18 protein-coding genes are annotated in these 25067 nt (G+C 71.4%); 11 read left to right on the forward strand and 7 right to left on the reverse strand.

The genetic code is table 11. From position 1 onward, the window contains the following. Positions 1-31 precede the first annotated feature (31 nt). The 9 genes from FXF52_RS25455 to FXF52_RS25495 are packed head-to-tail and all read left to right on the forward strand — an operon-like array spanning position 32 to position 9974. Complete coding sequence (locus FXF52_RS25455) at positions 32-1252, forward strand: ABC transporter substrate-binding protein (protein WP_148800852.1); 1221 nt, start codon at positions 32-34, stop codon at positions 1250-1252. After that, positions 1249-2394: an ABC transporter ATP-binding protein gene (locus FXF52_RS25460; RefSeq protein WP_148800853.1), complete on the forward strand. Its 1146-nt coding sequence runs from the start codon at positions 1249-1251 to the stop codon at positions 2392-2394. The genes FXF52_RS25455 and FXF52_RS25460 overlap by 4 nt, the downstream gene beginning before the upstream one ends. After that, positions 2391-3317, forward strand: a complete 927-nt coding sequence (locus FXF52_RS25465; protein ID WP_148800854.1) for an ABC transporter permease — start codon at positions 2391-2393, stop codon at positions 3315-3317. The genes FXF52_RS25460 and FXF52_RS25465 overlap by 4 nt, the downstream gene beginning before the upstream one ends. Further along, the gene (locus FXF52_RS25470; protein WP_148800855.1) at positions 3317-4210 is read left to right on the forward strand and encodes an ABC transporter permease; all 894 of its coding nucleotides are present in this window, start codon (positions 3317-3319) and stop codon (positions 4208-4210) included. Before FXF52_RS25465 ends, FXF52_RS25470 begins: the two co-directional genes overlap by 1 nt. After that, positions 4207-4821: a bifunctional 4-hydroxy-2-oxoglutarate aldolase/2-dehydro-3-deoxy-phosphogluconate aldolase gene (locus FXF52_RS25475; protein ID WP_148800856.1), complete on the forward strand. Its 615-nt coding sequence runs from the start codon at positions 4207-4209 to the stop codon at positions 4819-4821. The genes FXF52_RS25470 and FXF52_RS25475 overlap by 4 nt, the downstream gene beginning before the upstream one ends. Beyond that, positions 4818-6026 carry a D-mannonate dehydratase ManD gene (manD, locus tag FXF52_RS25480; protein ID WP_148800857.1) on the forward strand — a complete coding sequence of 403 codons (1209 nt, stop codon included), beginning with the start codon at positions 4818-4820 and terminating at the stop codon, positions 6024-6026. Before FXF52_RS25475 ends, manD begins: the two co-directional genes overlap by 4 nt. Then, entirely contained in the window at positions 6020-6973 is a 954-nt protein-coding gene (locus tag FXF52_RS25485; protein WP_148800858.1) for a sugar kinase, read from the forward strand. Before manD ends, FXF52_RS25485 begins: the two co-directional genes overlap by 7 nt. Beyond that, complete coding sequence (locus FXF52_RS25490; protein WP_148800859.1) at positions 6970-8490, forward strand: UxaA family hydrolase; 1521 nt, start codon at positions 6970-6972, stop codon at positions 8488-8490. The genes FXF52_RS25485 and FXF52_RS25490 overlap by 4 nt, the downstream gene beginning before the upstream one ends. Then, positions 8487-9974 (forward strand): mannitol dehydrogenase family protein, encoded by a 1488-nt coding sequence (locus FXF52_RS25495; RefSeq protein ID WP_222870671.1) that lies wholly within the window; start codon positions 8487-8489, stop codon positions 9972-9974. The genes FXF52_RS25490 and FXF52_RS25495 overlap by 4 nt, the downstream gene beginning before the upstream one ends. 56 nt (positions 9975-10030) lie before the next feature. On the opposite strand, the gene FXF52_RS25500 is transcribed toward FXF52_RS25495, so the two are convergent. The 3 genes from FXF52_RS25500 to FXF52_RS25510 all read right to left on the reverse strand — a co-directional run bounded on the left by FXF52_RS25500 (position 10031) and on the right by FXF52_RS25510 (position 14234). After that, positions 10031-11464 (reverse strand): glycoside hydrolase family 28 protein, encoded by a 1434-nt coding sequence (locus FXF52_RS25500; RefSeq protein ID WP_148800860.1) that lies wholly within the window; start codon positions 11462-11464, stop codon positions 10031-10033. A 72-nt stretch (positions 11465-11536) separates the two neighbouring features. After that, on the reverse strand, positions 11537-12952 hold the full coding sequence (locus tag FXF52_RS25505; RefSeq protein WP_222870672.1) for a glycoside hydrolase family 28 protein: 1416 nt from the start codon (positions 12950-12952) through the stop codon (positions 11537-11539). Positions 12953-12962: 10 nt separating this feature from the next. Then, a complete protein-coding gene (locus FXF52_RS25510) occupies positions 12963-14234 on the reverse strand; it encodes a glycoside hydrolase family 28 protein (protein ID WP_148800861.1) in 1272 nt (423 codons plus the stop codon). Positions 14235-14898: 664 nt separating this feature from the next. On the opposite strand from FXF52_RS25510, the gene FXF52_RS25515 reads away from it, so the two are divergent. Further along, positions 14899-15912, forward strand: coding sequence for a LacI family DNA-binding transcriptional regulator (locus tag FXF52_RS25515; protein ID WP_148800862.1), 1014 nt, complete (start codon positions 14899-14901; stop codon positions 15910-15912). 1 nt (position 15913) lies between these two features. On the opposite strand, the gene FXF52_RS25520 is transcribed toward FXF52_RS25515, so the two are convergent. The 3 genes from FXF52_RS25520 to FXF52_RS25530 form a co-directional block, all read right to left on the reverse strand. Then, the gene (locus FXF52_RS25520; protein WP_187413683.1) at positions 15914-16930 is read right to left on the reverse strand and encodes a LacI family DNA-binding transcriptional regulator; all 1017 of its coding nucleotides are present in this window, start codon (positions 16928-16930) and stop codon (positions 15914-15916) included. Positions 16931-16969: 39 nt separating this feature from the next. After that, on the reverse strand, positions 16970-18415 hold the full coding sequence (locus FXF52_RS25525) for a glycoside hydrolase family 28 protein (RefSeq protein WP_148800864.1): 1446 nt from the start codon (positions 18413-18415) through the stop codon (positions 16970-16972). Positions 18416-18655: 240 nt separating this feature from the next. Beyond that, entirely contained in the window at positions 18656-22870 is a 4215-nt protein-coding gene (locus FXF52_RS25530) for a HEAT repeat domain-containing protein (RefSeq protein WP_148800865.1), read from the reverse strand. A gap of 303 nt (positions 22871-23173) precedes the next feature. On the opposite strand from FXF52_RS25530, the gene FXF52_RS25535 reads away from it, so the two are divergent. Further along, the gene (locus FXF52_RS25535) at positions 23174-24145 is read left to right on the forward strand and encodes an SCO2521 family protein (RefSeq protein ID WP_148800866.1); all 972 of its coding nucleotides are present in this window, start codon (positions 23174-23176) and stop codon (positions 24143-24145) included. Here the strand turns inward: FXF52_RS25535 and FXF52_RS25540 are convergent. Next, positions 24124-25050, reverse strand: coding sequence for an SCO2522 family protein (locus FXF52_RS25540; protein ID WP_255472331.1), 927 nt, complete (start codon positions 25048-25050; stop codon positions 24124-24126). The two genes, FXF52_RS25535 and FXF52_RS25540, sit on opposite strands and share 22 nt — an antisense overlap. Positions 25051-25067: the final 17 nt, after the last annotated feature.

Consider the following 25067-nt stretch of genomic DNA (forward strand, 5'->3'; position numbering starts at 1 on the left):
CCTTCGGGGTGACCGAGGAAGGGATGTTTTCATGGGTATCACCCGGCGCAGTGCCTTGATCGCCACCGCATCGTCCGTACTCACGTTCGCCATCGGCTGCGGGGCGCCGAGCGGCCCCGGCGGGGACAGCGGCGACAGCAGCGGGCCCGTGCCCGACAAGCCGAAGAAGGCCGTCACGCTCAACGTCCTGGACGTGGCGGGCAACCTGCAACTGACGCAGGGGATGATCGACGAGTTCGTGCAGAAGAACCCGGACGTCATCTCGCGGGTCACCTACTCCAAGTCGCCCGCCCCCGAGCTGGCTGGCAAGATCAAGGCGCAGCAGAACGCCAACCGGGTCGACATCGGCCTGGTCCTGACCGGCGTGGACGGCCTCGCGGCCGGCATCGATCAGAACCTGTGGATGGACCTGCTGCCCACGTACGCGGACCGGCTGCCGGGGATGAACGACTACCTGGAACCGGCCGCCGCGATGCAGAAGTTGGCCGGCAACGCGGGCGTGACGGTCACCTACTACCCGTCCGGCCCCCTTCTGGAGTATCTGCCGGCGAAGGTGCCCAACCCGCCGACCAGCGCCGAGCAGCTTCTCGCCTACGCCAAGGCGCACCCGGGCAAGGTCCAGTACGCCCGCCCCTCCAACTCGGGCCCCGCCCGGACCTTCCTGATGGGACTGCCCTACATCCTCGGTGACAAGGACCCCAAGGACCCGGTGAACGGGTGGGACAAGACCTGGGCCTACCTCAAGGAGCTCAACCAGTACGTCGAGTACTACCCGAGCGGCACCAGCGAGACGATGAAGAACCTCGCCAACGGGTCCGTCGAGGTGATCGCCTCGACCACCGGGTGGGACATCAACCCGCGGGTGCTCGGCACGGTGCCCAAGGAGGCGAAGGTCAGCTCGCTGCAGGGCTTCCACTGGGTCACCGACGCCCACTACGCGGTCATCCCCAAGGGCGTCTCCACCGACACCCAGGCCGCGGTGCTGGCCCTGCTGAAGTTCATGCTCACCCCCGAGCAGCAGGCCAAGGCGTTCGACCAGGGCTACTTCTACCCCGGGCCGGCGGTGAAGGGCGTCGACCTGTCGATGGCGCCGCAGAAGAGCCAGGACGCCATCAAGGAGTTCGGCCGCCCGGAGTACGAGCAGCTCATCGCCAGCAACCCGACCGAGGTGCCGCTGGACGCGAAGGCTCTCGTCGCGGCGTTCGACCGCTGGGACCGCGAGATCGGCAGCGGAAAGGTGAAGCAGGGATGAGCACCGCGACCGCAGGCTTCTCCGAGCTGCGGCTGGACGGCGTGTCCCGCCGCTTCGGTAGCCAGGACGCGCTCAGCGACCTCGACCTGACCATCCGGGCGGGCGAGTTCATCGCCCTGCTCGGCCCATCCGGTTGCGGCAAGTCCACCGCGCTGAACTGCCTCGCCGGGCTGCTGCCCCTGACCGCCGGCAGCATCTGGCAGGACGAACGCCGGGTCGACACCCTGCCGCCCGAACGCCGCGGGTTCGGGATGGTGTTCCAGAGCTACGCGCTGTTCCCGCACATGTCCGTCCGCGGCAACATCGCCTTCGGTCTGCGGATGCGGCGGCTGCCGAAGGACGAGATCCGCCGGCGTACCGCGGAGGCGGTCCGCCTCGTGCGACTGGAGGAGCACGCCGACAAGCTGCCCGGGCAACTCTCCGGGGGACAGCAGCAGCGGGTGGCGATCGCCCGCGCGGTCGTGCTCGAACCGTCGCTGGTGCTCATGGACGAGCCGCTGAGCAACCTGGACGCGAAGCTCCGCCTGGAGATGCGCACCGAGATCCGCCGACTGCACCAGTCGCTGGGGCTGACCACGGTCTACGTGACGCACGACCAGGAGGAGGCGTTGTCCCTGGCCGACCGCCTGGTCGTGCTCCGGGGCGGCCGGGTGCAGCAGATCGGGTCGCCCGAGGAACTGCACACCCGGCCGGGCAACTGGCACGTCGCGGACTTCATGGGCTACCGCAACCTCTGGCCGATGCGGGCGCAGTCCGTACGCGACGGCCTGGTCACGGTGGAGGCCGACGGGCTGCGGCTCGTCGGCGACCCGGTCGGTGAGATCGCCCCGGGCGACGCGGTGGTCGCCGGGGTGCGCCCGGAGGACGTCCAGGTCGACCAGCCGGGCACGCCGGACGGGGTGCCCGCCGAGATCGAGGTGGTCGAGTACCAGGGCCGGGAACTGGCGGCCGAGGCCCGCACCGCCTCGGGGCTGCAGGTCCACGTCCGCACCGAGAAGCGGCTCGCCCCCGGCGACGCGGTCTCGTTGCGCGTGTCACCACGGCGGCTGCTGATCTTCCCGACCGACCCGCACGAGCGGCCCCCCGCCGCCCCCGGCGACCCGGCGGACGCGGTGGTCAAGGAACCGGGGCTGGTCGGATGAGCGTCACGGCAACCCGCCCCACGGCGTCCGCCGGTGCGCCGCAGTCTCCTCGGGCGCACTGGCGGCACCGCCTGGCCGAACGGGGCGTCGACGCGCAGCTGTGGCTGCTCGCGCCGGCGGTGCTCTTCGTCGTCCTGCTGTTCCTGTACCCGTTCTTCTACGGCCTCGGCCTCTCCTTCCAACCCACCGAGGGCGGCCCGTTCAACGACTACGCCCGCTTCTTCGGCGACGCCTACCAGCGGGACACGATGTGGATCACGCTGCGCCTCGCCCTGCCCGCGGCCCTGCTGAACGTGCTCGCCTCGGTGCCCATCGCCTACCGGATGCGGGGGCGGTTCCGCGGCAAGCGGCTGGTCACCATCCTGCTGGTCGTACCCATCACGCTCGGGACCGTGCTGACCGCCCAGGGGCTGCTCAACTTCCTCGGTCCCACCGGCTGGTTCAACCGCGTGCTGCTGGCACTGCACCTCACGGATGAGCCGGTACGGCTCGTGCACAACTACTGGGGCGTCTTCTTATCCCTGGTCATCACCGGATTCCCGTTCGCCTTCCTGCTCGTGCTGTCGTACCTCACCGGCATCGACCCGACGCTGGAGCGGGCGGCGGCCACCCTCGGCGCGGGTTGGTGGCAGCGGTTCCGCATGATCACCCTGCCGCTGCTGGCGCCGGGGCTCGCCACCACGTTCTGCCTGACGTTCGTGCTGGCCTTCAGCGTGTTCCCGTCCGCCGTGCTGGTCGGCAACCCGGCCGGCGAGACCCGGGTCATTTCCATCGCCGCGTACCAGGCGGCCTACGAGCAGTACGACTACCCGTACGCGTCCGCGATCGCCATGATCATGGGCCTGATCGAGCTGGTCGTCATCTCGGTGGTGCTGCTGGGCCGCACCCGCCTCTACACCGGATCGACGGGAGGTAAGGGCTGATGAGCACCGTCACCGTCATCCACCACGGCGACGCGCCCGCCGCCGGCGAGACCCGGCCGCGACGGCGGCTGGTCGCGCGCCCCGCCGCCTGGCTGGTCTGGGGCGTGGTGGTCTTCTTCTTCCTCAACCTGCTCGGGGTGGTCGGCTCCGTCCTGGTCAGCTCCTTCGGCCAGCGCTGGTTCGACACCTGGCTGCCGGACGGCTACACCGGGAAGTGGTACGGGGAGGCGTGGCACGAGTTCGCGCTCTTCGACGTCATCGTCGTCACCCTGCAGGTCTCCCTGCTGGTCGTGGCGCTGTCGCTGGTGATCGGGGTGCCAGCGGCGTACGTGCTGGCCCGGCACAACTTTCCCGGCAAGCGGCTGGCGTACCTGGTCTTCCTGCTGCCGATCCTGATGCCGCCGATCACCTACGGCATTCCACTGGCGACGGTGCTCTACAAGTTCGGCCTGGCCGGTCACCTCTCCGGCGTCGTGCTGGCGAACCTCGTGCCGTCGGTGCCGTTCGTGATCCTCACCATGACGCCGTTCATCGAGCAGATCGACCCGCGGATCGAAAGCGCCGCCCGGATGTGCGGCGCCGGGCTGTGGTCGGTGTTCCTCCGGGTGCTGGCGCCGCTGCTGCTGCCCGGAATGCTCGCCTCGGCCATCCTCGTCCTGGTACGCACCGTCGGCATGTTCGAGCTGACCTTCCTCACCGCCGGCCCGGACTCCCAGACCCTGGTGGTCGCCCTGTACTACTCCATGTCCGCGGCGGGTATCCGCGCCCAGCAGTCGGTGGACGCCATGGCCGTGATCTACACCGCCATGATGCTGGTGCTGCTCGTGATCAGCCTGCGCTACGTCAACCCGACCCAACTGGTCGCCCGGGTCAAGGAGGAGCCGGACTCGTGAGCGAGCTGATCACCCTGCTGCGCGGGCAGCGGGTCCTCCCGGTGCTCCGACTGCCGACCGCGGCCGAGGCCACGGCCGCCACCGCCGCCATGTTCGGTCACGGCCTGCGGGTGGTCGAGTTGACCGCGACGACCCCGGACTGGGCCGCCGCGCTACGCGACGCGCGCCGCTTGGCGCCCGACGGCACAATGGTCGGCCTCGGCACCGTCACCAGTGGGGCGCTGGCCACGAAGGCGGTGGAGGCGGGCGCGCAGTTCCTGGTCAGCCCCTGGCCGGCGCCCGACGTCCGGGCGGTCGCGACGAGCGCCGGGCTGCCGTTCCTGGAGGGCGCGTTCACCCCTGGCGAGGTGGCGGCCGCCGCCGCGCGCGGGCCGGTGAAGGTGTTCCCCGCCCACGTCGGTGGCCCGGCCTTCCTGACCAGCCTGCGGCAGCTGCTGCCGGACGCCGAACTGGTGCCCACCGGTGGGATCGCGCTCGACGCGGTGCCGGACTGGCTACGGGCCGGCGCGTGTGCGGTCGGCGTCGGCAGCGACCTGCTGCGGCCGGGCGCGGCGGACCGGCTGCGGTCGCTGCTGGACGCATTCGAGGACGGAAACGAGGAGCCGTCATGAAGATCGTTGACGCTCGGGTGATCGTGACCTGCCCGGGCCGCAACTTCGTCACCCTGAAGATCATCACCGATGAGGGCGTCACCGGCGTCGGCGACGCCACCCTCAACGGCCGCGAGCTGGCCGTCGAGTCGTACCTGCGCGACCACGTCGTCCCGCTGCTGATCGGGCGCGACCCGGCGCGGATCGAGGACACCTGGCAGTACCTCTACCAGGGGGCGTACTGGCGGCGCGGTCCGGTGACCATGAGCGCCATCGCCGCCGTGGACACCGCCCTGTGGGACATCAAGGGCAAGGTAGCGGGGCTGCCGGTCTACCAGCTGCTCGGCGGCCGCTCCCGCGAGGGCGTGACCGTGTACGGCCACGCCAACGGCGAGACGGTCGACGAGGTGCTCACCGAGGTGGCGCGGTTCGTCGACCTCGGCTATCGGGCGGTGCGGGTGCAGTGCGGCGTCCCGGGTCTGGCCAAGACGTACGGCGTCAGCGGCGACAAGATGTTCTACGAGCCGGCCGACGCGGCGCTGCCCACCGAGGCGACCTGGTCGACCGAGCGGTACCTGGCGCACCTCCCGTCGGTCTTCGCGAAGGTGCGCGACGAGTTCGGCCCGACCCTGCGGCTGCTGCACGACGTGCACCACCGGCTGACCCCGATCGAGGCGGCCCGGCTCGGGCGCAGCCTGGAGCCCTACGCGCTGACCTGGATGGAGGACCCGATCCCCGCCGAACTGCAGGACGGCTTCCGGCTCATCCGCCAGCACACCACCACCCCGATCGCCACCGGCGAGATCTTCAACTCCGTCTGGGACGCCACCCAGCTCATCCGCGAACAGCTCATCGACTACATCCGCACCACGGTGGTCCGCGCCGGAGGCATCACCCACCTGCGGCGCATCTTCGACTACGCCGCCCTGCACCACGTCCGCAGCGGCTCCCACGGCGCCACCGACCTCTCCCCCGTCTGCCTGGCCGCCGCGCTGCAACTCGACATCGCCATCCCGAACTTCGGCCTGCAGGAATACATGCGGCACACCGCCCAGACCGACGAGGTGTTCCCGCACGACTATCACTTCGCCGACGGCTACCTGCACCCCAGCGAGGCACCGGGGCTCGGGGTGGACATCGACGAGGAGGCGGCCGCCCGCTTCCCCTACTCCCCCGCGTACCTGCCGGTGAACCGGCTCGAGGACGGCACGGTGCACCCATGGTGAGCACCACCCCGGACGTACTCGTCCTCGGCGAGATCCTCGTCGAACTGACCGCGCTCGAACCGCTACGCGACGGCGCGGCGCTGCGCCTGGGCTTCTCCGGAGACGCGCTGAACGCCGCCGCCGCGGCCGCCGCCGCCGGCGCGCACACCTGCCTGCTGGCCCGGGTGCCCGAGGACGAACTGGGCGACGAACTGGTGGCCCGGGTGGCCGCGCTCGGCATCGACACGTCGTGCCTGATCCGCACCCCCGGGCAGCACGGCCTCTACCTGCAACACGCCGACCCGGCCGGGCAGCGCGAGTTCGTCTACGTCCGGCGCGGCAGCGCCGGCTCCTGCCTGTCCCCCGCCGACGTGCCACAGGACCTCGCCGCAGGCGCGGGCGTGGTGCTCTCCAGCGGCGTCGCCTGCGCGATCTCGACCACCACCTTCGAGGCGGTACGCGTGGCCGCACACGCCGCGAACCGCTTCGTCTACGACCCCAACTGGCGGCCACGACTCGTCGACGCGGACACCGCCGCCGGCCACCTGCGAGCGCTGGCCCCGCACGCCCGGCTGGTCACACCGGCGTGGCCACGCGAAGCCGCCGCGCTGCTCGACGCCGCGGTCACGGATCCCGCCGAGGCGTGCGCCGCGTTCCGCGCGCTCGGACCGGCCGCGGTCGCCCTCACCCGGGGCGCCGACGGCGTGCTGCTGGACGACGGCGGACAGCGGACCGAGGTGCCCGCATATCCCGCCGAGCGGATCGTCGACCAGACCGGCGCCGGGGACGTGCTGGCCGGCACCGTCGCCGCCCGGCTCGCCCTCGGCGACGACCTGCCCGACGCGATCCGGCTGGGCGCGGCCGCGGCGGCGCTGTCGCTGGGCGGCCACGGCGGCACGGGATACCTGCCGGCGCTCGACGAGTCCCGCCGACTGGTCGCACAAACCGAAGTGGAGGTGCCGGGATGAGCCTGGTGGTGTTGCACGAGGGCGACGACGTCGCGGTGGCGACCACGGCGATGGCGCGCGGGACGTGCGTCGCGGTGCGCGGGGCCGGCGAGGTGACGCTGCGCGGCGACCTGCCCGCCGGGCACAAGGTCGCCCTGCGGGACCTGCCCGCCGGGGCGCTGGTGCGCAAGTACGGCCAGGTGATCGGACGCACCCTCGCCGAGGTCCACGCCGGGGAACACGTGCACGTGCACAACCTCGGCATGCCGGAGAACGCCGCCGTCCGGACGGCGCAGGGGGAAGCAGGTTCGGCCCCTGCGCTCCCCGCCGACCTGCGGCGGACGTTCCACGGCTACCGCCGGCCGGACGGTCGCGTGGCCACCCGCAACTACGTCGGGGTCCTGACCACCGTCAACTGCTCGGCGACCGTGGCACGAAAGGTCGCCCGGCTCACCGAGGACCTGGCCGAGGAGGTCGACGGAGTCGACGGGGTCGTCGCCCTGACCCACGGCACCGGCTGTGGCATGGCCGCCCAGGGTGACGGCTGGGAACTACTGCGCCGCACCCTGGCCGGCTACGCACGCAACCCGAACATCGGTGGGCTGGTCGTCATCGGACTCGGCTGCGAGGTCAACACGGTGACCGGCCTGATGGCGGACCTCGGCGTGGCCGACCACGTGCCGGTGTCGTCGTACACCATCCAGGAGCTGGGCGGCACGTCGTCGGCGGTGCAGCGCGGCGTGGCACTGGTCCGGGGCATGATCGACGACCTGGCCGGCGCGGCACGTACCGAGGTCGACGTGGCGGAGCTCGTCCTCGGCCTGCAGTGCGGGGGGTCCGACGGCTGGTCCGGCCTGACCGCGAACCCCGCCCTGGGCGTCGCCTCGGACCTGCTCGTCGCCGCCGGCGCGACCAGCGTCCTGGGTGAGACGCCGGAGGTGTACGGCGCGGAGCACCTGCTGGCCGCCCGCGCCACCGACCCGGCGGTGGCGGACGCGCTGATGGCCCGCATCCGCTGGTGGGAGGAGTACACCCGGCAGCAGGGCACGACGCTGGACGCGAACCCCTCACCGGGCAACAAGGCCGGCGGCATCACCACCATCCTCGAGAAGTCGCTGGGCGCGGTCGCCAAGGCAGGCCACAGCCCGCTCGCCGCCGTCCGCGAGTACGGCGAACCGATCCCCCGGCCGGGCCTGGTGTTCATGGACACCCCCGGCTACGACCCGGTCTCGGTGACCGGGATGGTCGCCGGCGGGGCGAACCTGATCTGCTTCACCACCGGCCGCGGCTCCGTCTTCGGCAGCCGCCCCGTGCCGACGGTCAAGCTGGCCACCAACGCCGAGCTGGCCACCCGGATGGCCGGCGACATCGACCTGGACTGCTCGGCGGTGGTCGAGCCGGGCGTACCGCTGCCGGAGATGGGCCGCCAGGTGTACGACCTGCTGCTCGACGTGGCGTCGGGCCGGCGCACCGCCAGCGAGGAGATGGGCCTCGGCGGCGAGGAAATCGTGCCGTGGCAACTCGGAGCGGTGCTGTGACCGCCGGGACCGCGCAGCGGCTGCGCCTCGACACGTTGGAGCGCATCACCGGACCGGGCCAGGGCTGGCGCGGCCCGCAGGTCGACCCGCGCGCGCTGCGGGTCGGCATCGTGCACCTGGGCATCGGCGCCTTCCATCGGGCCCACCAGGCCGTCTTCACCGAACTGGCCGCTGCGGCCACGGGCCGCGACGACTGGGGCATCACCGGCGTCACCCAGCGGTCGGCGTCCGTGCGCGAGCAACTGACGCCGCAGGACGGCCTCTACTCGGTGCTCGAACGGGCCGCCGACGCGGCGTCGCTGCGGGTCATCGGCAGCGTCCGGGAGGTCGTCTTCGGCGGCGCCGACCCGGCGACGGTGGTCGACCGGATCGCCGACCCCGCCGTACGCGTGGTCACGCTGACCGTGACCGAGAAGGGATACCGCCGCGACGGCGCCGGCGGCCTGGACCGCTCCGATCCACAGGTCGCGGCCGACCTCGCCGGCCGGCCGCCCGGCACCGCCGTCGGCCAGCTGGTACGCGGGCTGCAGCACCGCCGGTCGCGAAGCGGCGCACCGCTCACCATCCTGTCCTGCGACAACCTGACCGGAAACGGACAGGTGCTGCGCGCACTGGTGCACGACTTCGTGGACGCGCTGCCGCCGTCGCAGGCAGCGGGGCTCGCCGAGTGGATCGCGACGTCGGTACGTTTCCCGTCCTGCATGGTCGACCGGATCGTGCCGGCCACCACCGACCAGGACCGCGCCGACGTCCACCGGATCCTCGGCCTCGAGGACCAGGGCGTCGTGGTCGCCGAACCGTTCAGCCAGTGGGTCATCGAGGACGACTTCGCCGCCGACCGACCCGCCTGGGAACGCGCCGGCGCCGTCCTCACCACTGACGTCGCCGGGTGGGAGGCGGTGAAGCTGCGCAACCTCAACGCGAGCCACTCGCTGCTCGCCTACCTGGGCGCCCTGTCGGGACACGACACCATCGCGGGCGCGCTGTCCGACGACCGGCTCGCGGCGGCCGCCGAAGCCCTGATGGTGCAGGACGTGGCGCCCACGCTGCGGGTGCCGGACGGGCTGGATCTCGACGACTACCGGCGTCAGGTGCTGACCCGCTTCGCCAACCCGGCGCTGCGGCACCGCACCGTGCAGGTGGCGATGGACGGGTCGCAGAAGCTGCCGGTGCGGCTGCTGGGCACGGTTCGGGACCGCCTGTCCGCCGGCGAGGTGCCGAGGCACGCGGCGCTCGCGGTCGCGGCCTGGATGGTGTACGTCGCGCGGGGCCGCGACGTACGGGGACGAGAGCTGCCGCTGGACGATCCGATGGCCGACCGGCTGCGTGCCGCGGCGGCGCCGGCCGACGGTGACCCGCACCGTCTGGTCGACTCGCTGCTGCGCGTACCGGAGATCTTCGGCGCGGACCTTGCCGAGCACGACGGCTTCCGGGCGGCGCTGATCGACCACGTCGCGCGGTTGACCAAGGGCGAGGCGGTCTGACCCGACGGCGCCGCTGGTCCCTGCGGGATCCCCGGCGCCGTCGGTCGTCCGACCGCTCAGCGGAGCTGACGGGGATCGGTGATCTGGGTGCCGTTGACCCGGAAGTTGTGGAAGGCGATGTCGACGTCCTGCAGGGTGCTCGGCTGGGCGATCTCCTCGAACGTGCAGTTGACGATCCGGACATCCTCGATCGGCGAGCGGGGGTAGCCGGTCATGGAGAAGGCGTTGCGGGCCCGACCCACCCGCACGTTGCGCAGCTCGACGTTACGCACCCGCGGCGTCAACGGGCCGGTGTCCCCCTCGCCCCGGTAGAAGTTGCAGGAGATCACTTCCTTCGTCAGGTTCGAGATCTCGATGTCCTTGACAAAGATGTTCTCGGCGAAACCGCCCCGGTGGGAGTTCGTCTTGATGTACAGCCCGAAGTAGAGGTTGGGCCCGCCGATCCGGCAGTTGCGTACGAACACGTTGCGGACCCCGCCCGTCATCTCACTGCCCAGCGTGATCGCGCCGTAGCGGATGTTCATGGTGCACTGCTCGATCAGGATGTCCTCGGAGGGCACGTTGACCCGCAGCCCGTCGGCTTCCCGGCCTGACTTGATCGCGATGCAGTCGTCGCCGACGTCGAAGGTGCAGCCGCGCACGATCACATACCGGGAGGACTCGACGTCGACCCCGTCGTTGTTCGGTCCCCGGGTGTCGATGTGCAGGTCCTCGATGGTGACGTTGCGCGACAGCACCGGGTGCACCTCCCACATCGGGGAGCGGACGATCCGGACTCCGGAGATGAGCACGTTCGTGCACCGGTAGGTCTGGATGAAGCTGGACCGGAGGTAGTAGCCGGGACCAAAAACCCGCTCGGAGACGGGGACGCCCTGCTCGGCCAGCTGCCCGAGCCGGGTCACCCCCTCGCTGGCCCGGCTGCCCCAGGCCCACCAGTTGTCCCACGACGCCTGCCCGTCCAGGGTCCCGGTGCCGGTGACCGCCACGTTCGTGCAGCCGCTGGCGTAGATGAGGGGCGAGTAGTTCATCAGTTCGACGCCCTCGAACCGGGTGAGCACGACCGGGAGGTAGTCGCGGGGGTCGGTGCTGAAGAGCAGGGTCGCGCCGTCGGAGACGTACAGGTTGACGTTGTCGGCCAGGTGCACGGCACCGGTGAGGAACGAGCCGGCGGGGACCACGACGCGGCCGCCGCCGCTCGTGGTGCAGGCCTCGATCGCCGCCCGGATGGCGGCGGTGGCGGGCGTGACACCGTCGCCAACCGCCCCGTAGTCGGTGATGTCGAAGTCGCGCAGCGGAAACCGCGGCGGCTGCACGTTGCGTAGGACGCGGCCGACGTCGCTCCAGGCGTCGGCGCCGGTGCTGGCGCCCGGCCCGGACTCGGTGGTCCCGGACGCCTCCGCCGGCGCGCCGCCGGCCAGGGGCAGCAGGGTGGCGCCGGCCGCGGCCCCGGCCAGTCGCAGGAAGTCCTTACGGCTCCATCGGGTGGACACGCGCATGCTCCTTCATCTCGTGTGCTGGGGGCCGGCCGGGTCGGCGGGCGAGGCCGCCGACCCGGCTCCGGCTCAGGTGTCGATGCGGGTCCCGTTGACCCACACCTGGTCGAGTGCCAGCGCGTCGACGTCGCGGGCGACGTTAGGTTGCGTCACGCCGTCGAACCGGCAGGCGTGCAGCCGGATGCCGCGCAGCGGGTGGCCGGGGTTGCCGAGCAGGGTGTACGCCTGCGGCGTGGAGGCCGCGGTCACCTGGCTGAGCACGATGTCGTGCACGTCCGGGTGGTGGTCGCCCGTGGTGACGTTGGCGTAGTTGAGCACCATCTCGACGGCGACCCCGCGGGCCACCCCGACGTCCACCCGGTGGATGTAGATGTTCTCGATGGCGCCGCCGCGTTGCGGGTTGCTCTTGAGCCGGATGGCGCGTTCCAGGCGGGGGCTGCTCATCCGGCAGTCCCGGACGAAGACGTTGCGGATGCCGCCGGTGGTCTCGCTGCCGAAGGTCACGCCGCCGTTGCCGTCGGCCATCTCGCAGCCCAGCACGACGACGTTCTGGCAGGGCACGTTGACCCGGCGGCCGTCGGCGTCCTTGCCTGCCTTCAGTGCGATGCAGTCGTCGCCGGTGCTGATCCGGCAGTTCTCGATCACCACGTCCGTGCAGGACTCCGGGTCGATGCCGTCGTTGTTGGGCCCGTGCGGGCTGTCCACGGTGACCGAGCGAATGGTGACGTTGCGGCAGAGCACCGGGTGGATGTTCCACATCGGCGAGTCGCGTACGGTGACGCCCTCGATCAACACGTTCTGGCAGGAGTAGAGCTGCACGAGGTTGGGCCGCAGGTAGTACCCTGCGCCGAAGACCCGCTCGACCACGGGCACACCGTCGGCGGCCATCCTGGTCAGGATGGTCTTGTCCGGTCCCTCGTTAGGTGGCGGGCCGCCGGTCCAGTCCCACCAGTGCCCGGCATCGGCGCGGCCGTCGAGCACACCGCTTCCGGTGATCGCCACGTTACGCTCGTCGTAGGCGTAGACGAGAGCCGAGTAGTTGAACAACTCGACACCCTCGTAGCGGGTGTATACCACCGGCAGGTACGCCGCCGGGTCGCGGCTGAAGGCGAGCGTGGCGCCGTCGGCCAGGTGCAGGTTGACGTTGCTGAGCAGGTGGACGGCGCCGGTGGCGTAGGTCCCGGCGGGGACCACCACCCGGCCGCCGCCGGCACGGTGGCATTCGGCGATGGCGGCGCGGATGGCGGCCGTGCAGTCGCTCGTGCCGTCGCCCACCGCGCCGAAGCCCGTGATGTCGTAGTCCCGGTCCGGAAAGGTGGGCGGTTGGACGCGCCGCAGGATCCGCGCGGCTTCGTCCCAGGCGCGGTCCGCCGCGCCGGCCTGGCTCGGTACCGCCGTCGCTGCCGACGGGCGGATGAGCGCGCCTGCGGTCAGGGCGAGGCCGGTCGCGGCCAGCAGGTCCCGACGTCGGAGGTGGTGAGCCATGCTGCGGCGCCTACTTCCAGTCGAGGTTGCCGTCGACCCGGTCGCCGTTGATCATGAGGTTGTCGAAGCGGAGTCGCTCGACGTTCTCGAGGACGAACGGCTTGTCCGCCTTCTTCACCACGATGTCCTTGAGCAGGACGTCCCGCAGCGGCGCGGCCTGCGGGCCGTGGGCTTCGAGCACCTGGCCGGCGGCTTCGACGGTGATGTCGGAGAACACGATGTCGCGGTACACCGGCGGGAAGTTGCCGCCCAGTTCGCCGGGGTAGTTCAGCTGGAACCAGATGAAGGTGTCGAAGGACTCGACCGTCATGTTCCGCACGCGGATGTGCTCGACCGTGCCGCCCCGGTCGAGGTTGCCCTTGAACCGGATGGCGGAGGCGCCGGTGCGCAGCACGTTGTCGGTGAAGAAGACGTAGCGGATGTCGCCGGACATCTCACTGCCGAGGGCGATGCCGTCCTCGCCGCCCATGTCGTTGTTGCGCACGACGACGTATTCGCTCGGCCGGCCGATGGTCCGCCCGTCGAGGTCTCTGCCCGACTTCACCACCACGGAGTCGTCGCCCGTACGGAAGGTGTTCTTCTCGATGAGCACATACGTGCTCGAGTCGACGTCCACGCCGTCGTTGTTCGCCCGGTGGCTGTCCACGACGAGGTTGCGCACGATGGCGTCGTCGGTGTAAACGAGGTGGTTGATCCAGAATGGGGAGTTGTGGATCGTGTAGTCCTCCAGGAGCACCCGGGTGGCGTGGAAGAACTGGATGGCGCTGGGCCGTAGGTAGGTGCCGGCGCCGAAGATCCGCTGCTGGACCGGCACGCCGGTGAAGCCCATCTGGCGCAGCCTCAGCTGGTCGTTCTGCTGCTTCCCCGTCCAGCTGTGGAACTCGTGCTGCTCGTTGCCGTCGATGACGCCCTTGCCGGTGATCGCCACGTCGTGCACGTCATTGGCGTAGATCAGCGGTGAGTAGCCGAACAGCTCGGTGCCCTCCCAGCGGGTGTGCACGACGGGGAGGTAGTCCTTGGCGGCCGGGCTGAACAGCAGCGTGGCTCCCTCGGCCACGTGCAGGTCGATGCGGCTGGCCAGATGGATCGGCCCCTTGCTGAACCAGCGTCCGGCGGGCAGGACCACCCGCCCGCCGCCGTCGTGGGAGGCGCGCTTGATGGCGGCCATGATGGCCGGACGCGCGTCGGTGCTGCCGTCGCCCACGGCGCCGAAGTCGGTGACGACATAGTCCCGCCTCGGGATGGCGGGTGTCTCGATCTTGTCGACGATTCGCTGGATCATCGCCGAGTCGGCGTTGGCGCTGGCTCGGGGGCTAGCGTCGGCTGCGGCAGCCGCGGTGACTGTCGAAGCGAGGGCCAGGGTCAGTAGGACCAGGGCGGCACGGGGACGTCGTGGGCGTCGTGATGCTCGCCTCGATCCCGACGATGAGGTCGTCACGGCATTCCTTTCGGTTCGGGGGAACGGACAGGTGGTGACGGTGGTGCGTGTCTCGTACGGCGTCGATCCGGCCCTGCCCCTGCGGCACCGGTCGGGATCTGCTCATTGCCCGGGGGGCTCGGGAGTCCGGAGGTGACCGTCCGCCGACGATCGAGCATGCAAACGTTTGCATGGATTATTCGACCGCCACCGAGCCTTGTCAACGGTCCTGAGGCGACAGATCCGCCGGCCAGCGCGGATCAGGGCCGCCCGCCCGGGCGCCGGGGCATACGGTGCTCTTGACGGGCCGCAGCCCCTTCCGCCGATCCGTGCAAACGTTTGCAGGGAACTGAGGGTGCTCCGCACATCGGTCGCCCCGGTCGTACAGTGGCGACCAGCAACAGCCGGTTCGACGTGACCGGCGCCGACGCGGTCGACCGGAGGACCTGACGGCGCACCACATCCGGACCGGCGGCGACCGCGTCCGGATTAGCCGAAACTCGGCCGGCCACGATCAGGAGGAGCGGGTGTGACGAGCGGAAGGCGGGTACGTCTCGTCGACGTCGCACGCGAAGCGGGCACGTCGGTGTCGACAGTCTCCCGAGTCCTCAACGGCTCGGAGCAGATCTCGTTCGAGGTGCGCAACCACGTCCGCTCGGTCGCCGCGCGGCTGGGTTACCGGGCCGACGGTGCGGCGAAGGAACTCAAGCTCGGCCGGGTCCGCACCGTCGGAGTGACCGTGCCCGACCTGGCCAACCCGTTCTTTCCCGAGGTGCTCAAGGGCCTCGGCGCCGGAGCGCGCGGGGCGGGCTACCGACTGCTGATCAGCGAGAGCGGAGAGGATCCGGACGAGGAACTGCGGCTCGCTGAGGAGCTGACCAGCCATGCGAGCGCCCTGGTGCTGTGCAGCTCGCGGCTGCGACCGAAGCACCTCACCAAAATCCTCGACGGGCCGATCCCGGTCGTCTGCGTCAACCGGACGGCGGAGCAGGCCGGCGTGGTCTGCGTCGACTACCGCTCCGGCAGCCGACAACTGCTGGACCACCTGGCTACCCTCGGCCACCGGCGGATCGCGTACGTGGGTGGGCCACCCGCCTCCTGGTCGGACGGGCAGCGGCGCCGCACGTTGCGCACCCTGACCCGGAAGATGGGCATGCGGCTGGAGGAGATCACCGGGGGATGGTCCGGCGACCACGGGTACGCGGCCGGGCCGGAGGTGCTCGCCACCGGTGCGACGGCGGTGATCACCTTCAACGACCTGGTCGCGATCGGGCTGCTGAGCTGGCTGCACGACACCGGCGTCGAGGTGCCTGGCGCGGTGTCGGTGACCTCGTACGACGACATCCCCGTCGCGGCGTACGCGCGACCGCCGCTGACCTCGCTGCGCAACCAGCGCGCGCAGCTCGGCCGGCTGGCCTGGGGTCACCTGTCGGCGCGCCTGGCCGGTGACCAGTGGCCACCGCCGGTCATGCTCACCCCGACGCTGACGGTCCGCGCCAGCACCGGGCGTCCCCCGGCGGACGGCGGGCCCGATACCCGCTGAGCTACCGGCGCCCCCGCCGGGGTGGGGCGGTGGAGCCGCGGACGGCGAGCTCGACCGGCACGTTGATCGCCGTCGTCGACGCTCCGGTCCCCTCGGTGGCAAGCCGCTGCCAGGCCAGCCGCCCGACCGTCCGCTTGGGCACGGCGACCGTGGTGAGCCCGGGCGGGGTGAGGGCGCTGAGCGGGATGTCGTCGAAACCGGTCACCGAGACGTCGTCCGGCACCGCGACGCCGAGTTCGGTGAGCCGGCTCAGCACGCCCAGCGCGACGTAGTCGTTGAAGGCGACGATCGCGGTCGGCTTGTGCCCCAGTGCTTCCTCGGCCACCCGGTGGCCGTCCGGGGCCGTCGAGCCGCACGGGATCTGCACGAGGTCGAGCCCCCGGCCGGCGGCGGTACGCAGGGCCCGCCGACGCTGCCCGTCGGACCAGGCGTGGGGCGGCCCCTGCAGGTAGACGAGCCGCCGGTGCCCGAGCGACGCGAGGTGGGCGCACAGCTGGGTCATCCCCTGGTGGTAGTCCACCAGCACCGCCGCCACCGACGGGCGTCGTACCAGGCGGTTGACCAGGACGAGGGCCGGGAGCTTGGTGGCCAGTTCCCGGAGTCGGAAGGTGCTCATCCGGGGTGAGCACAGCATCACGCCGTCCACCCACCGGCCCAGTTCGCTGGCGGCCCGGTACTCGACCTCGGGGTCCTCGTCGGTGTCGGCGACGAGGGTGCGCCAGCCGTGCTCGGCGGCCGCCGGCGTCGCGCCCTTGAGCACCTCGGCGAAGTAGGGATTCGCGAGGTCCGGGACGACGACGCCGACGGTGTGCGAGCGTCCGCTGAGCAACACCTGCGCCGCGGGGTTGGGCCGGTAGTCCAGGCGCGCTGCGGCGTCGCGTACCCGTTGGGCCAGGTCGGCCGAGACCGGCTTGGCGCCGGTCAGCACCCGGGACACGGTCGCGGTGGACACCTGCGCGAGTCGGGCCACATCGTGGATGGTCGAGCGGGGCGGTGAGCTGCGGGGCGTTCGCTGCACCGCCACATTTGACCATGCGGCCGCCGGCGCTTCGGACACTCAGGCCGTGGCGGACGCGAGTTCGAGCGGCTGCCCGTTCTCGACGACGTTACGGAGTACGAGGTTGTCGACGTACTGCACCACATTGGGGCTGCTGGTGATGCCGAAGTCCACGTCGGTGAGGGTCACGTCGGTGATGTGGTCGTCGGCGTAGCCGCGCAGGTTGAGGGCGCGCCCGGCCTGGCCGACGGTCAGGTTGCGTACGTCGATGTTGCGCACGACCGGGTTGAACCCGTGGCCGGGGCCCTCCTCGTAGTAGAAGTTGACGTCGATGACCGCGCCGGCGACCTCGCCGATGCGGATGTCGCGGGCGTAGATGTCGGTGATGTACCCGCCGCGGACCGAGTTCGTCTTGAACCGCAGGGCGATGTCCAGGTTGGGGCTAGACATCTCACAGTTGCGGGCGAAGACGTTGCGTACCCCGCCGGACATCTCGCTGCCGATGGTCACTCCGCCATGGCCGTCGCGCATCAGGCAGTCCTCGATGAGGATGTCCTCGCTCGGGACGTTGACCCGGCGCCCGTCGGCGTTTCGCCCGGCCTTGATCGCGATGCAGTCGTCGCCGGTGTCGAAGGTGCAGCCGCGGATGACGACCATGCGGCTGGACTCGGGGTCGCAGCCGTCGTTGTTCGGGCCGTGGGAATTGACGGTGACGTTCTGCACCAGCACGTTCTCGGACAGGGTCGGGTGGATCTCCCACATCGGCGATCGAACGAGGGTGACTCCTTCGATGAGCACGTTCCGACAGCGGTAGGGCTCGATGAACGACGGGCGCAGGTAGTCGCCCTCGCCGAACACGCGCTGCTCGACCGGGACGCCCTGCTCGGCCATCGCCAGCAGCCGGGTTCGGGCGGCGTCCTGCTTCGGGTCGCCGGGCTTCCACCCGTACTCGGTCTTGCCCTTCCATGGCCACCAGTGGCTGTTGTCGGCCTGGCCGTCGAGCACACCCGAGCCGGTCACCCCGATGTTCTCCTGCCCGTAGGCGTAGATGAGCGGTGAGTAGTTGTAGAGTTCGACGCCCTCGAACCGGGTCAGCACGGCTGGCAGGTAGTCGGCGGGGCGCTGGCTGAACAGCACCACCGCCTCGGCGGTGACGTGCAGGTCGACGTTGCTGAGCAGGTGGATCGGCCCGGTGCGGAACCTGCCGGCCGGCACCACCACGTGCCCGCCGCCGGCGGCGTGACACGCCGCGATCGCCCGCCTGATCGCCTCCGTGTTGTCGGTGGCACCGTCACCGACGGCGCCGAACGTGCGGATGTCGAACCACCGCTGCGGGAAGTGCGGGCGGCGTACCTTCGCGCTGATGTACTCGGCACGGGCCCAGGGGTTGCCGGGAGGCGTCGGATCGGCGCTTGCTCGGCCGGCGGCCAGCGGTGCGAAGGCCGCGGCGGAGGCAGCCACCCCGGCCCATCGGAGGAAGTCACGTCTGCTGTGTTCGGTCGTCATGGAACTCTCCTGGTCTGGCCGGGACGGGTGGGTAAAGCTTTTCCTACCGGCCAGACGCATCGGCGTCAACGGATGAAGGGGACGCGAGACCTGCGACGGTGAGTGCGGGACAAGGTTCGCCTCCCGTTCGACGCGCGGGCGTACCTCGACGACCCCATCCACGGCTGCGCCGCTACCGGCAACACCTGACGCGCCACGACGATCGGTGCCGCGGCTGCCCGCCCCCGCGGGGAGTCACGGTCACGGGAAGTCGTCGGGGTTGGTACTGGGCAGCGCGGCCAGCAGTTGCCCGGCCAGCCGCCGCACGGTGCCGTCGTCCTCCTGATGGGCGAGCCGGACGAGCACCTCCCGGGTCCGGGTGTCCCCACGGTAGTGGGTGGTCAGCGCGAGCAGCGCGGTCCGGCGGATCTCCCAGTCGTCGTCGTCCGCGAGCCGCAGCAGCAGGTCCCGTACCCCCACCCGGCCGGCCAGCGTGGCGCCCAGCTGCTCCACGGCCCGGCGCCGGACCTCGAGGTCCGGGTCATCGCGGACCAGACCCACCAGCAGTACGCGGACCTCCGGATCGGCCCCGAAGTGTTCGCCGAGGGCGGCGGCGATGCGGGCGCGGATCGCCGGGTCCTGGTCGGCCAGGCGGCGCATCAGCCGCAGCGTCACCGCCATGGACGCCGAGCCCCGCTCGGTCAGGCAGCGCACCGCCGCGTCGAACACGGCCGGGTCGGTGTCCGACTCGACGCACTCGAGCAGCACATCGGTCACCACGTCGGGGCTCCCGTACGCGCACAGGCTCTGCACCGCGGCCAGCCGGATGCCGGCGTAGCTGTCCCGGCGGGCCCGCCGGCACAGCGTCTCCACCAGACCGTCGGTGTCGCCGTGGCGGGCGAGCGCCTGCGCGGCCGCGCGCAGCACGTTCGGGTCGGGGTCGCGGCTGAGCTGCTCGGCCAGGCACTCCCGCACCTCAGGGTCTGGCGGATCGGCGAGGCGGGTCAGGCTGCGGGTGACCCGCAACCGGACGATCGGGTCCCGTTCCTGGGAAGCCCGGCTGATGAGCAGGTCGCGGGTGGCGTGGTCGACCAGTGGCCGGCCGGTGAGCAGGTCGACCGCGGCGAGCCGGACGCTCGCGGTCGGGTCCCGGCGGGCCCGTTCCAGCAGCAGTTCCCCGGTGCGGTGGTCCGGGTAGGCCTCGGCGAGCGCGCGCACCGCGGCGAGGCGCACGGTCGCGTCCTCGTCGGCGCGCGCCACCTGCGCCGCCACCGTCCATCCGGTGTCGTCCACGCGGTCCTGGTCGAGCAGCGCGGTCACCGCCGCGGCCCGCACGGATGCGTCCTCGTCCTGCTCGATCTGGTCGACCAGCCGGGCTCGGCAGCGCCCCTCCGGGTCGGGTACGAGCGCCAGCCGCTGCACGGCGACCGTGCGCAGCCGCGCGGAGGAGGTGGAGCCGGCCAGCTTCAGCAGGAGTTCGGTGCTGTCCGGGCTGGGCCTGCCGGGCAGCAGCTCGGTCACCAGGCAGCGGCGTACCTCGTCCGGGGCGTCGCCGGCGACCCGCTCCAGCGCCCGCGTGCGGGCCGCCTCGGCGTGTTCCGGCAGCGCCGACAGGCCTTCCAGCGCGCACTGCACCACTGCGGGGTCGGTGTCGGTGACCAGCAGCCGCCGCAGCGTCTCGGGCGCGTCGGGCAGGTCGGCGCTGCGCGCGGCGAGCACTGCGGCGGCGGCGCGCCGCACCGCGGTGGCGGGGTCTGCGGTGGCGGCCACCAGCAGGTGCCGGACGTGCTGGGGCAGCTCGGGTCGGCCGCCGAGGGACTGCGCGGCGAGCGCGCGTACCGCGGGATCGGGTGCCTCGGCGAGGTCGGACAGCACGTCGACGAGATCGGGGTCGGCGCTGAAGTGGGCGACCAGGGCGCGTACGGCGGCCTGCCGTACCGCGGTGGAGACCTCCGCCTGGGCCTGGGCGAGCAGCAGGTCGCGCCAGCGGCGGCGGCTGCGGCTGGTGGTGTCCAGCCGGCCGGCGGCCTCGGCCAGCCCGGCGACCAGGGTGAGGTGGGCCTGTCGCTCGCGGCCCTGGCCGAGTTCCCGGACCAGCAGGTCCTCCAGTTGCTCGGCCGGGGTGGACAGCACCGCGGCGATCCGGGTGGCGAAGGCGGAGCCGGAGCGCCAGCTGGTCCGCACCCCGCGGCGGCGGTACCAGTGCAGGAAGGCGCCCCGGCCGGGCCAGTGCGGCCCGAGTGCCCGGATGGAGGACAGCAACTCCTGCTCGGTGAGCTCGACCAGGTTCGGGTCGTCGGCGGAGATACCGTGCTCGACCAGTAGCACGATCTGGCGCAGCACGGCTTCGCCCGCGCCGGCGAGCTCGGCCGGCTGCGGCGCCTCCGCCACGCACTGGGCGGCCAGCACCAGGTTCCATGGCGGGCCGGCCAGGTTCAGCGGCGGCCAGGGTTGGTTGACCTCGGTGGCGAGGAGCGTGACCAGGTCGTCGGCGGCCGGGGCGGGCAGCGCGCTGGCGACCAGGCGGAGCACCTCCCGCCAGGACGGATCGGCCCAGTGGTCGCGGAAGAGCGTGCGCAGCTGGTCGAGGCTCCAGGCGTCCGGATCGTGCTCGAACCTGTCCACGATCTCCTCGGCGCAGAAGAACTCCAGGAACGTGCGGTGCACGAACCCGAACAGTCGCAGTCCGTACCGTTCCAGGATGAAGCTTCGCTGGCGCAGTTTGTCGATCATTGAGTAGGCCATGGCGAGTGCCCGCTCGTTCTCGAAACCGTAGAAGTCCACCAGGTGGTCGCGGAAGATGCGCGCGAGCTCGTCGGATTCGATGTAGTTTCCGGCCGGGCCGGACTCCCGGAACTGCATCCAGAACGCCAGGTGGCGCAGCAGCCGTCGCTTGGCCTGGGGGTCCAGCGGCGGCACGTCGCCGTGGCTTTCCCGCAGCTGCTTGGTGACGTCCCACTCGGAGATCAGCACGTCGGTGACGTGCGCATACAGCCGGCGACGGTTGCGTGGCAGCGGGTGGCCCCGGCCGACGATCGCCATCAGCATCAGCAGCAGGGGGTTGCCGGCGATCTCGTGCATCGCCCGGGACCCACGGACCACGTCGAGGATCTGCCGCCGCTGCCGGTCCGCCTCGGGCGCCGGCGTGGGCATCACGTAGCGGTACCAGTTGCCGAGGAACCGGGCGATTCGCTCGTCGTCGAGGTCCTCAAGGGTGAAGTGGTCAAAGCCGGCGTTGGCGAAGGTGTGTCGCAGGTAGCCTGCCGCCCGGGAGGTGACCACCGTCCGCACCCCCGGGTACTCGTTGGCGAACGTGGCGATCTGCGCGGCGACCTCCTCCCGCTGCGCCGGGTCGAACACCTCGTCCAGGCCGTCGAACAGGAACAACGCCTGGCCGCCCTGTCGCAGGTACGCCTCCAGCACGTCCTGGTCGATTCCGGCCAGGCCCTGCTGGTGGCGGTGGCCGACGTAGTCCAGCAGGCCGTCGCACCGGCCGTCCCCGCAGTGTGCCGCGTACGAGCGCAGCTCGATCAGGACCGGCAGGTGGCGGTCCAACGCCGCCAGCCGGGGCTCGGCGCAGACTCCGGCCAGCGCCAGCGCCAGGTAGCGGGCGGCCGCGGACTTGCCGGAGCCGGGGTCGCCGAGCAGGACGATCGCCCGCCGGCCCGGGTCGCACACCACATCGAACAGGGCCTGCGCGTCCTTGGCCGCGTACTCCTCCCAGAGCCGCTCCACCTCCTCCGGGTCGACCACACCGGGCAAGCCGCCGGCGTCACCGTCCGGTGTGGAGCCGGCCCAGCGCCACCATGCCAGCGGCATCTCCGGCCGGGCGTCCTCGTGCACTCGCGGCTCGACGAACACCTTCGGCAGGCCGACCGTGAGGTATCCGATGGTGGGTCGCGGGGAGACGCCGTCCAGGGGTACGGCCTGGTACCTCAGCGCCAACTGCTTGTAGTAGTGGCTGCGTACGGCCTCCGGCAGGTGCGTGTCGGGGTCGGCGGGCTCGCGTGCCGGGGACCGGCCGCTGCGCACGTCGGCCAGCGCCACGGTCACCTTGGCCGACAGGTCGTCCACACTGGAGAAAAACGCGCACAGGTGGCGTTCCTTGAGTTCCCGACGCAGCGCGACGACCTGCTGCCAGTCGGCGTCCCGGTCGATCATGTCCACCGGCCACGGCGTGTCCTCGGCGAGCAGGAAGATCAAGCAGGGCTTCCCGGCCGCGAGCGCCTCGCGGTACTCCAACTCGGTGATGGAGGACTCCTGGCCGGGCGGCCGGAACCCGTACCGCCACGCGAACAGCCCCACGTAGAGGTCGCAGCGGCGCACGTCGGCCAGGCAGCGTTCCAGGGGTGGCCTGATGTCGGCCCCGTACGCCTCCATGGCCACGTCCTCGATCTCGAGACGACGGGCCACGGCGTGCACGGCGGCGCGATATTCCAGCAGGTCCTTTTGGGTGGCCGAAATATAAACCTTCATGGGACGGCAAACTCCAGGGGGTGGCTGGGGACCGCACCATCGAAAATATCAGTAGACGTCACATCCCTCTGACCCTCGAACCCCCGGGAACCCCGGCCGCACATGGGATTCCCGTCAGCGCGGGGCCTATGATGGCCACCGGACAGATACGGATCCGGTACGGGACCGAACCCCGTACTTGCAGGTATTTCGGTAATTCCATGCGGATCCGTGTCGGTGCGGGTCACGGCGGCGTACGTCAATCACCATGGGACCGGATTCGCGGGGCGACCGCGGACCGGTGGCGGCGATGCGGAGGAAGCCATGCTCACGGTGGGTGAGGTGCACACCAGCCTGCTGCAGCACAGCACGGCGCTGGCACAGGAGCAGAGCGCCGAGGTGCTCAGCCTGGTCGAGGGCGAGTCCGTGCTGACCTCCCGGCGCCCGTCGCTGTACGCGGTGTCGCCCGACGTCCGCACCGGTGTGGACTGCTGGCTACCCAGCGCCAAGAAGCGCCAGCTGCGCGGGGTGGGCGCGGTGGTCACCCGGGCCATCATCACCGGCGGCCGAATCGGGCAGGCCAGCTCCGTCATCCAGATCGTCGCCGGAGAGCGCCGCCGGCCGTGGTCGCACTACCTGGCCAATCCCGGCGTCCTGGAGACGGTCGGCAAGCTGGACGCCGCGGACCTGACGGCGGGCTTTCTGCACGGCAACGCCGCCGACGTGCTGAACCTGGAGGCGATCACCGGCCGGGTGCTCGACGGCGTGCAGATGTCCGACCTGCTGGACCGGCGCCCGCCACTGCGCGCGGCGCGCACCCGGCTGCGCTGGGCGGCGCAGGTCGACCCGGACCGGGACGCCGCGGCGGTGGTCACCGTGGAGTCCCCGACGCTGCGCACGGTCGAGCTCGTGGTCGGCCCGCAGGACGTGCCGACCGCCGTGGCCGGCCTCTGCGAGGACCTCGCCCTGCACGACTGGCTGCTCACCATGCTGTCCGCCCTGGTGGAGGCTGCGGTGACCCGATCCGTCTCCGGGCGGGAGCACGTCGAACGGCTGCGGCCGGTGCTGGAGCACCTGCTGCACCTGTGGCTGCCCGGCGCGCGGGTGGACCCGCGGCTGCGCCCGATCTGGGACCGGCTGGAGCAGGTGCCCGGGTTCAGCCGGCAGTGGAAGTCGTCGGTCAATTGGATCCGTGATCAGATCAGCGTGAGCAACATGGCCCTGCTGCGCGACCTGGCCGGCCGGGTGACGGTCAGCCAGCGCGCAGACCACGCTCACTCGCCGATGAACACGTAGCTCAACCGGTCGACCAGCTCGCTGGGCAACTGCAGGCCCTCACCGCCGGCCCGCTTGGCGACCTGCTCGGCGACCGGCGGTGGCACCGCCACCTGGCCGAGGATGGTCCGCACGGCCAGCTCCACCGGCAGGTACTGGGTGTCCATCAGGGTCAGCGTGCGGTACGCGCAGAACGGCGCGGCGACCGGGTTCAGCTGCACGACCGACGGCAGCTCGTCCCAGTCGTTGGGCAGCTCGCCGGCGAGCCGGGACGGCTGGGTGATCGTCTCACCTCGGTGCCGGAGCACGCCCAGCCGAGTCATCTGCCAGACCGAGGCGAGCAGCGCGCAGGCCCACACCCGCGTTTTCGGTTCGTCGGACCACAACTCGACGTCGACGAAGATGGAGTGGCGGGGGTCGCCGGACTGCACCGGCGGGGACCATGGCCGAGGCAGCGTCATCGCCGGCGCGTCGACATGCCCGGGCGAGCGCTTACCGTTGGACAGCCAGCCCGACTCGCTCAACGGGGGGCGACTCCCGTTCGTGTGCCGGGGCGGTTCCACCACCAGCGTGTCCACCACCAGCTGGGCCAGCTCGACACCGTCGTACCGGGCGAAGCTGGACTCCCGCGCCACGTAGTCCACCATCAGGCCGTGCTCCGCCGCGGCGCTCTGCACCTGCGGGATCACCTCACGCGGGGTGCCGAACCGGTGGAAGTAGTCGTCCACCAGGAAACAGGTGCTGATGCGCGGTTGCCGGTGCGGGGGCAGCCCCCGTCGCGCCAGCGCCGGGATCGCCCCCGCCCAGTCCGCGATCCGCTCGAACTTGCGCCGAAGCTCCTGGCACCCGTCGCCGAAGTCCTCCGCGTAGAAGTGCCCCAACTCCACCGACAGGTGCGAATACGCCACGCTCTCCGTTCGACGCACCGCAGCTGCCTCCTGGA

This window comes from Micromonospora sp. MP36 (genome assembly GCF_008119785.1).
Taxonomy (GTDB): Bacteria; Actinomycetota; Actinomycetes; order Mycobacteriales; family Micromonosporaceae; genus Micromonospora.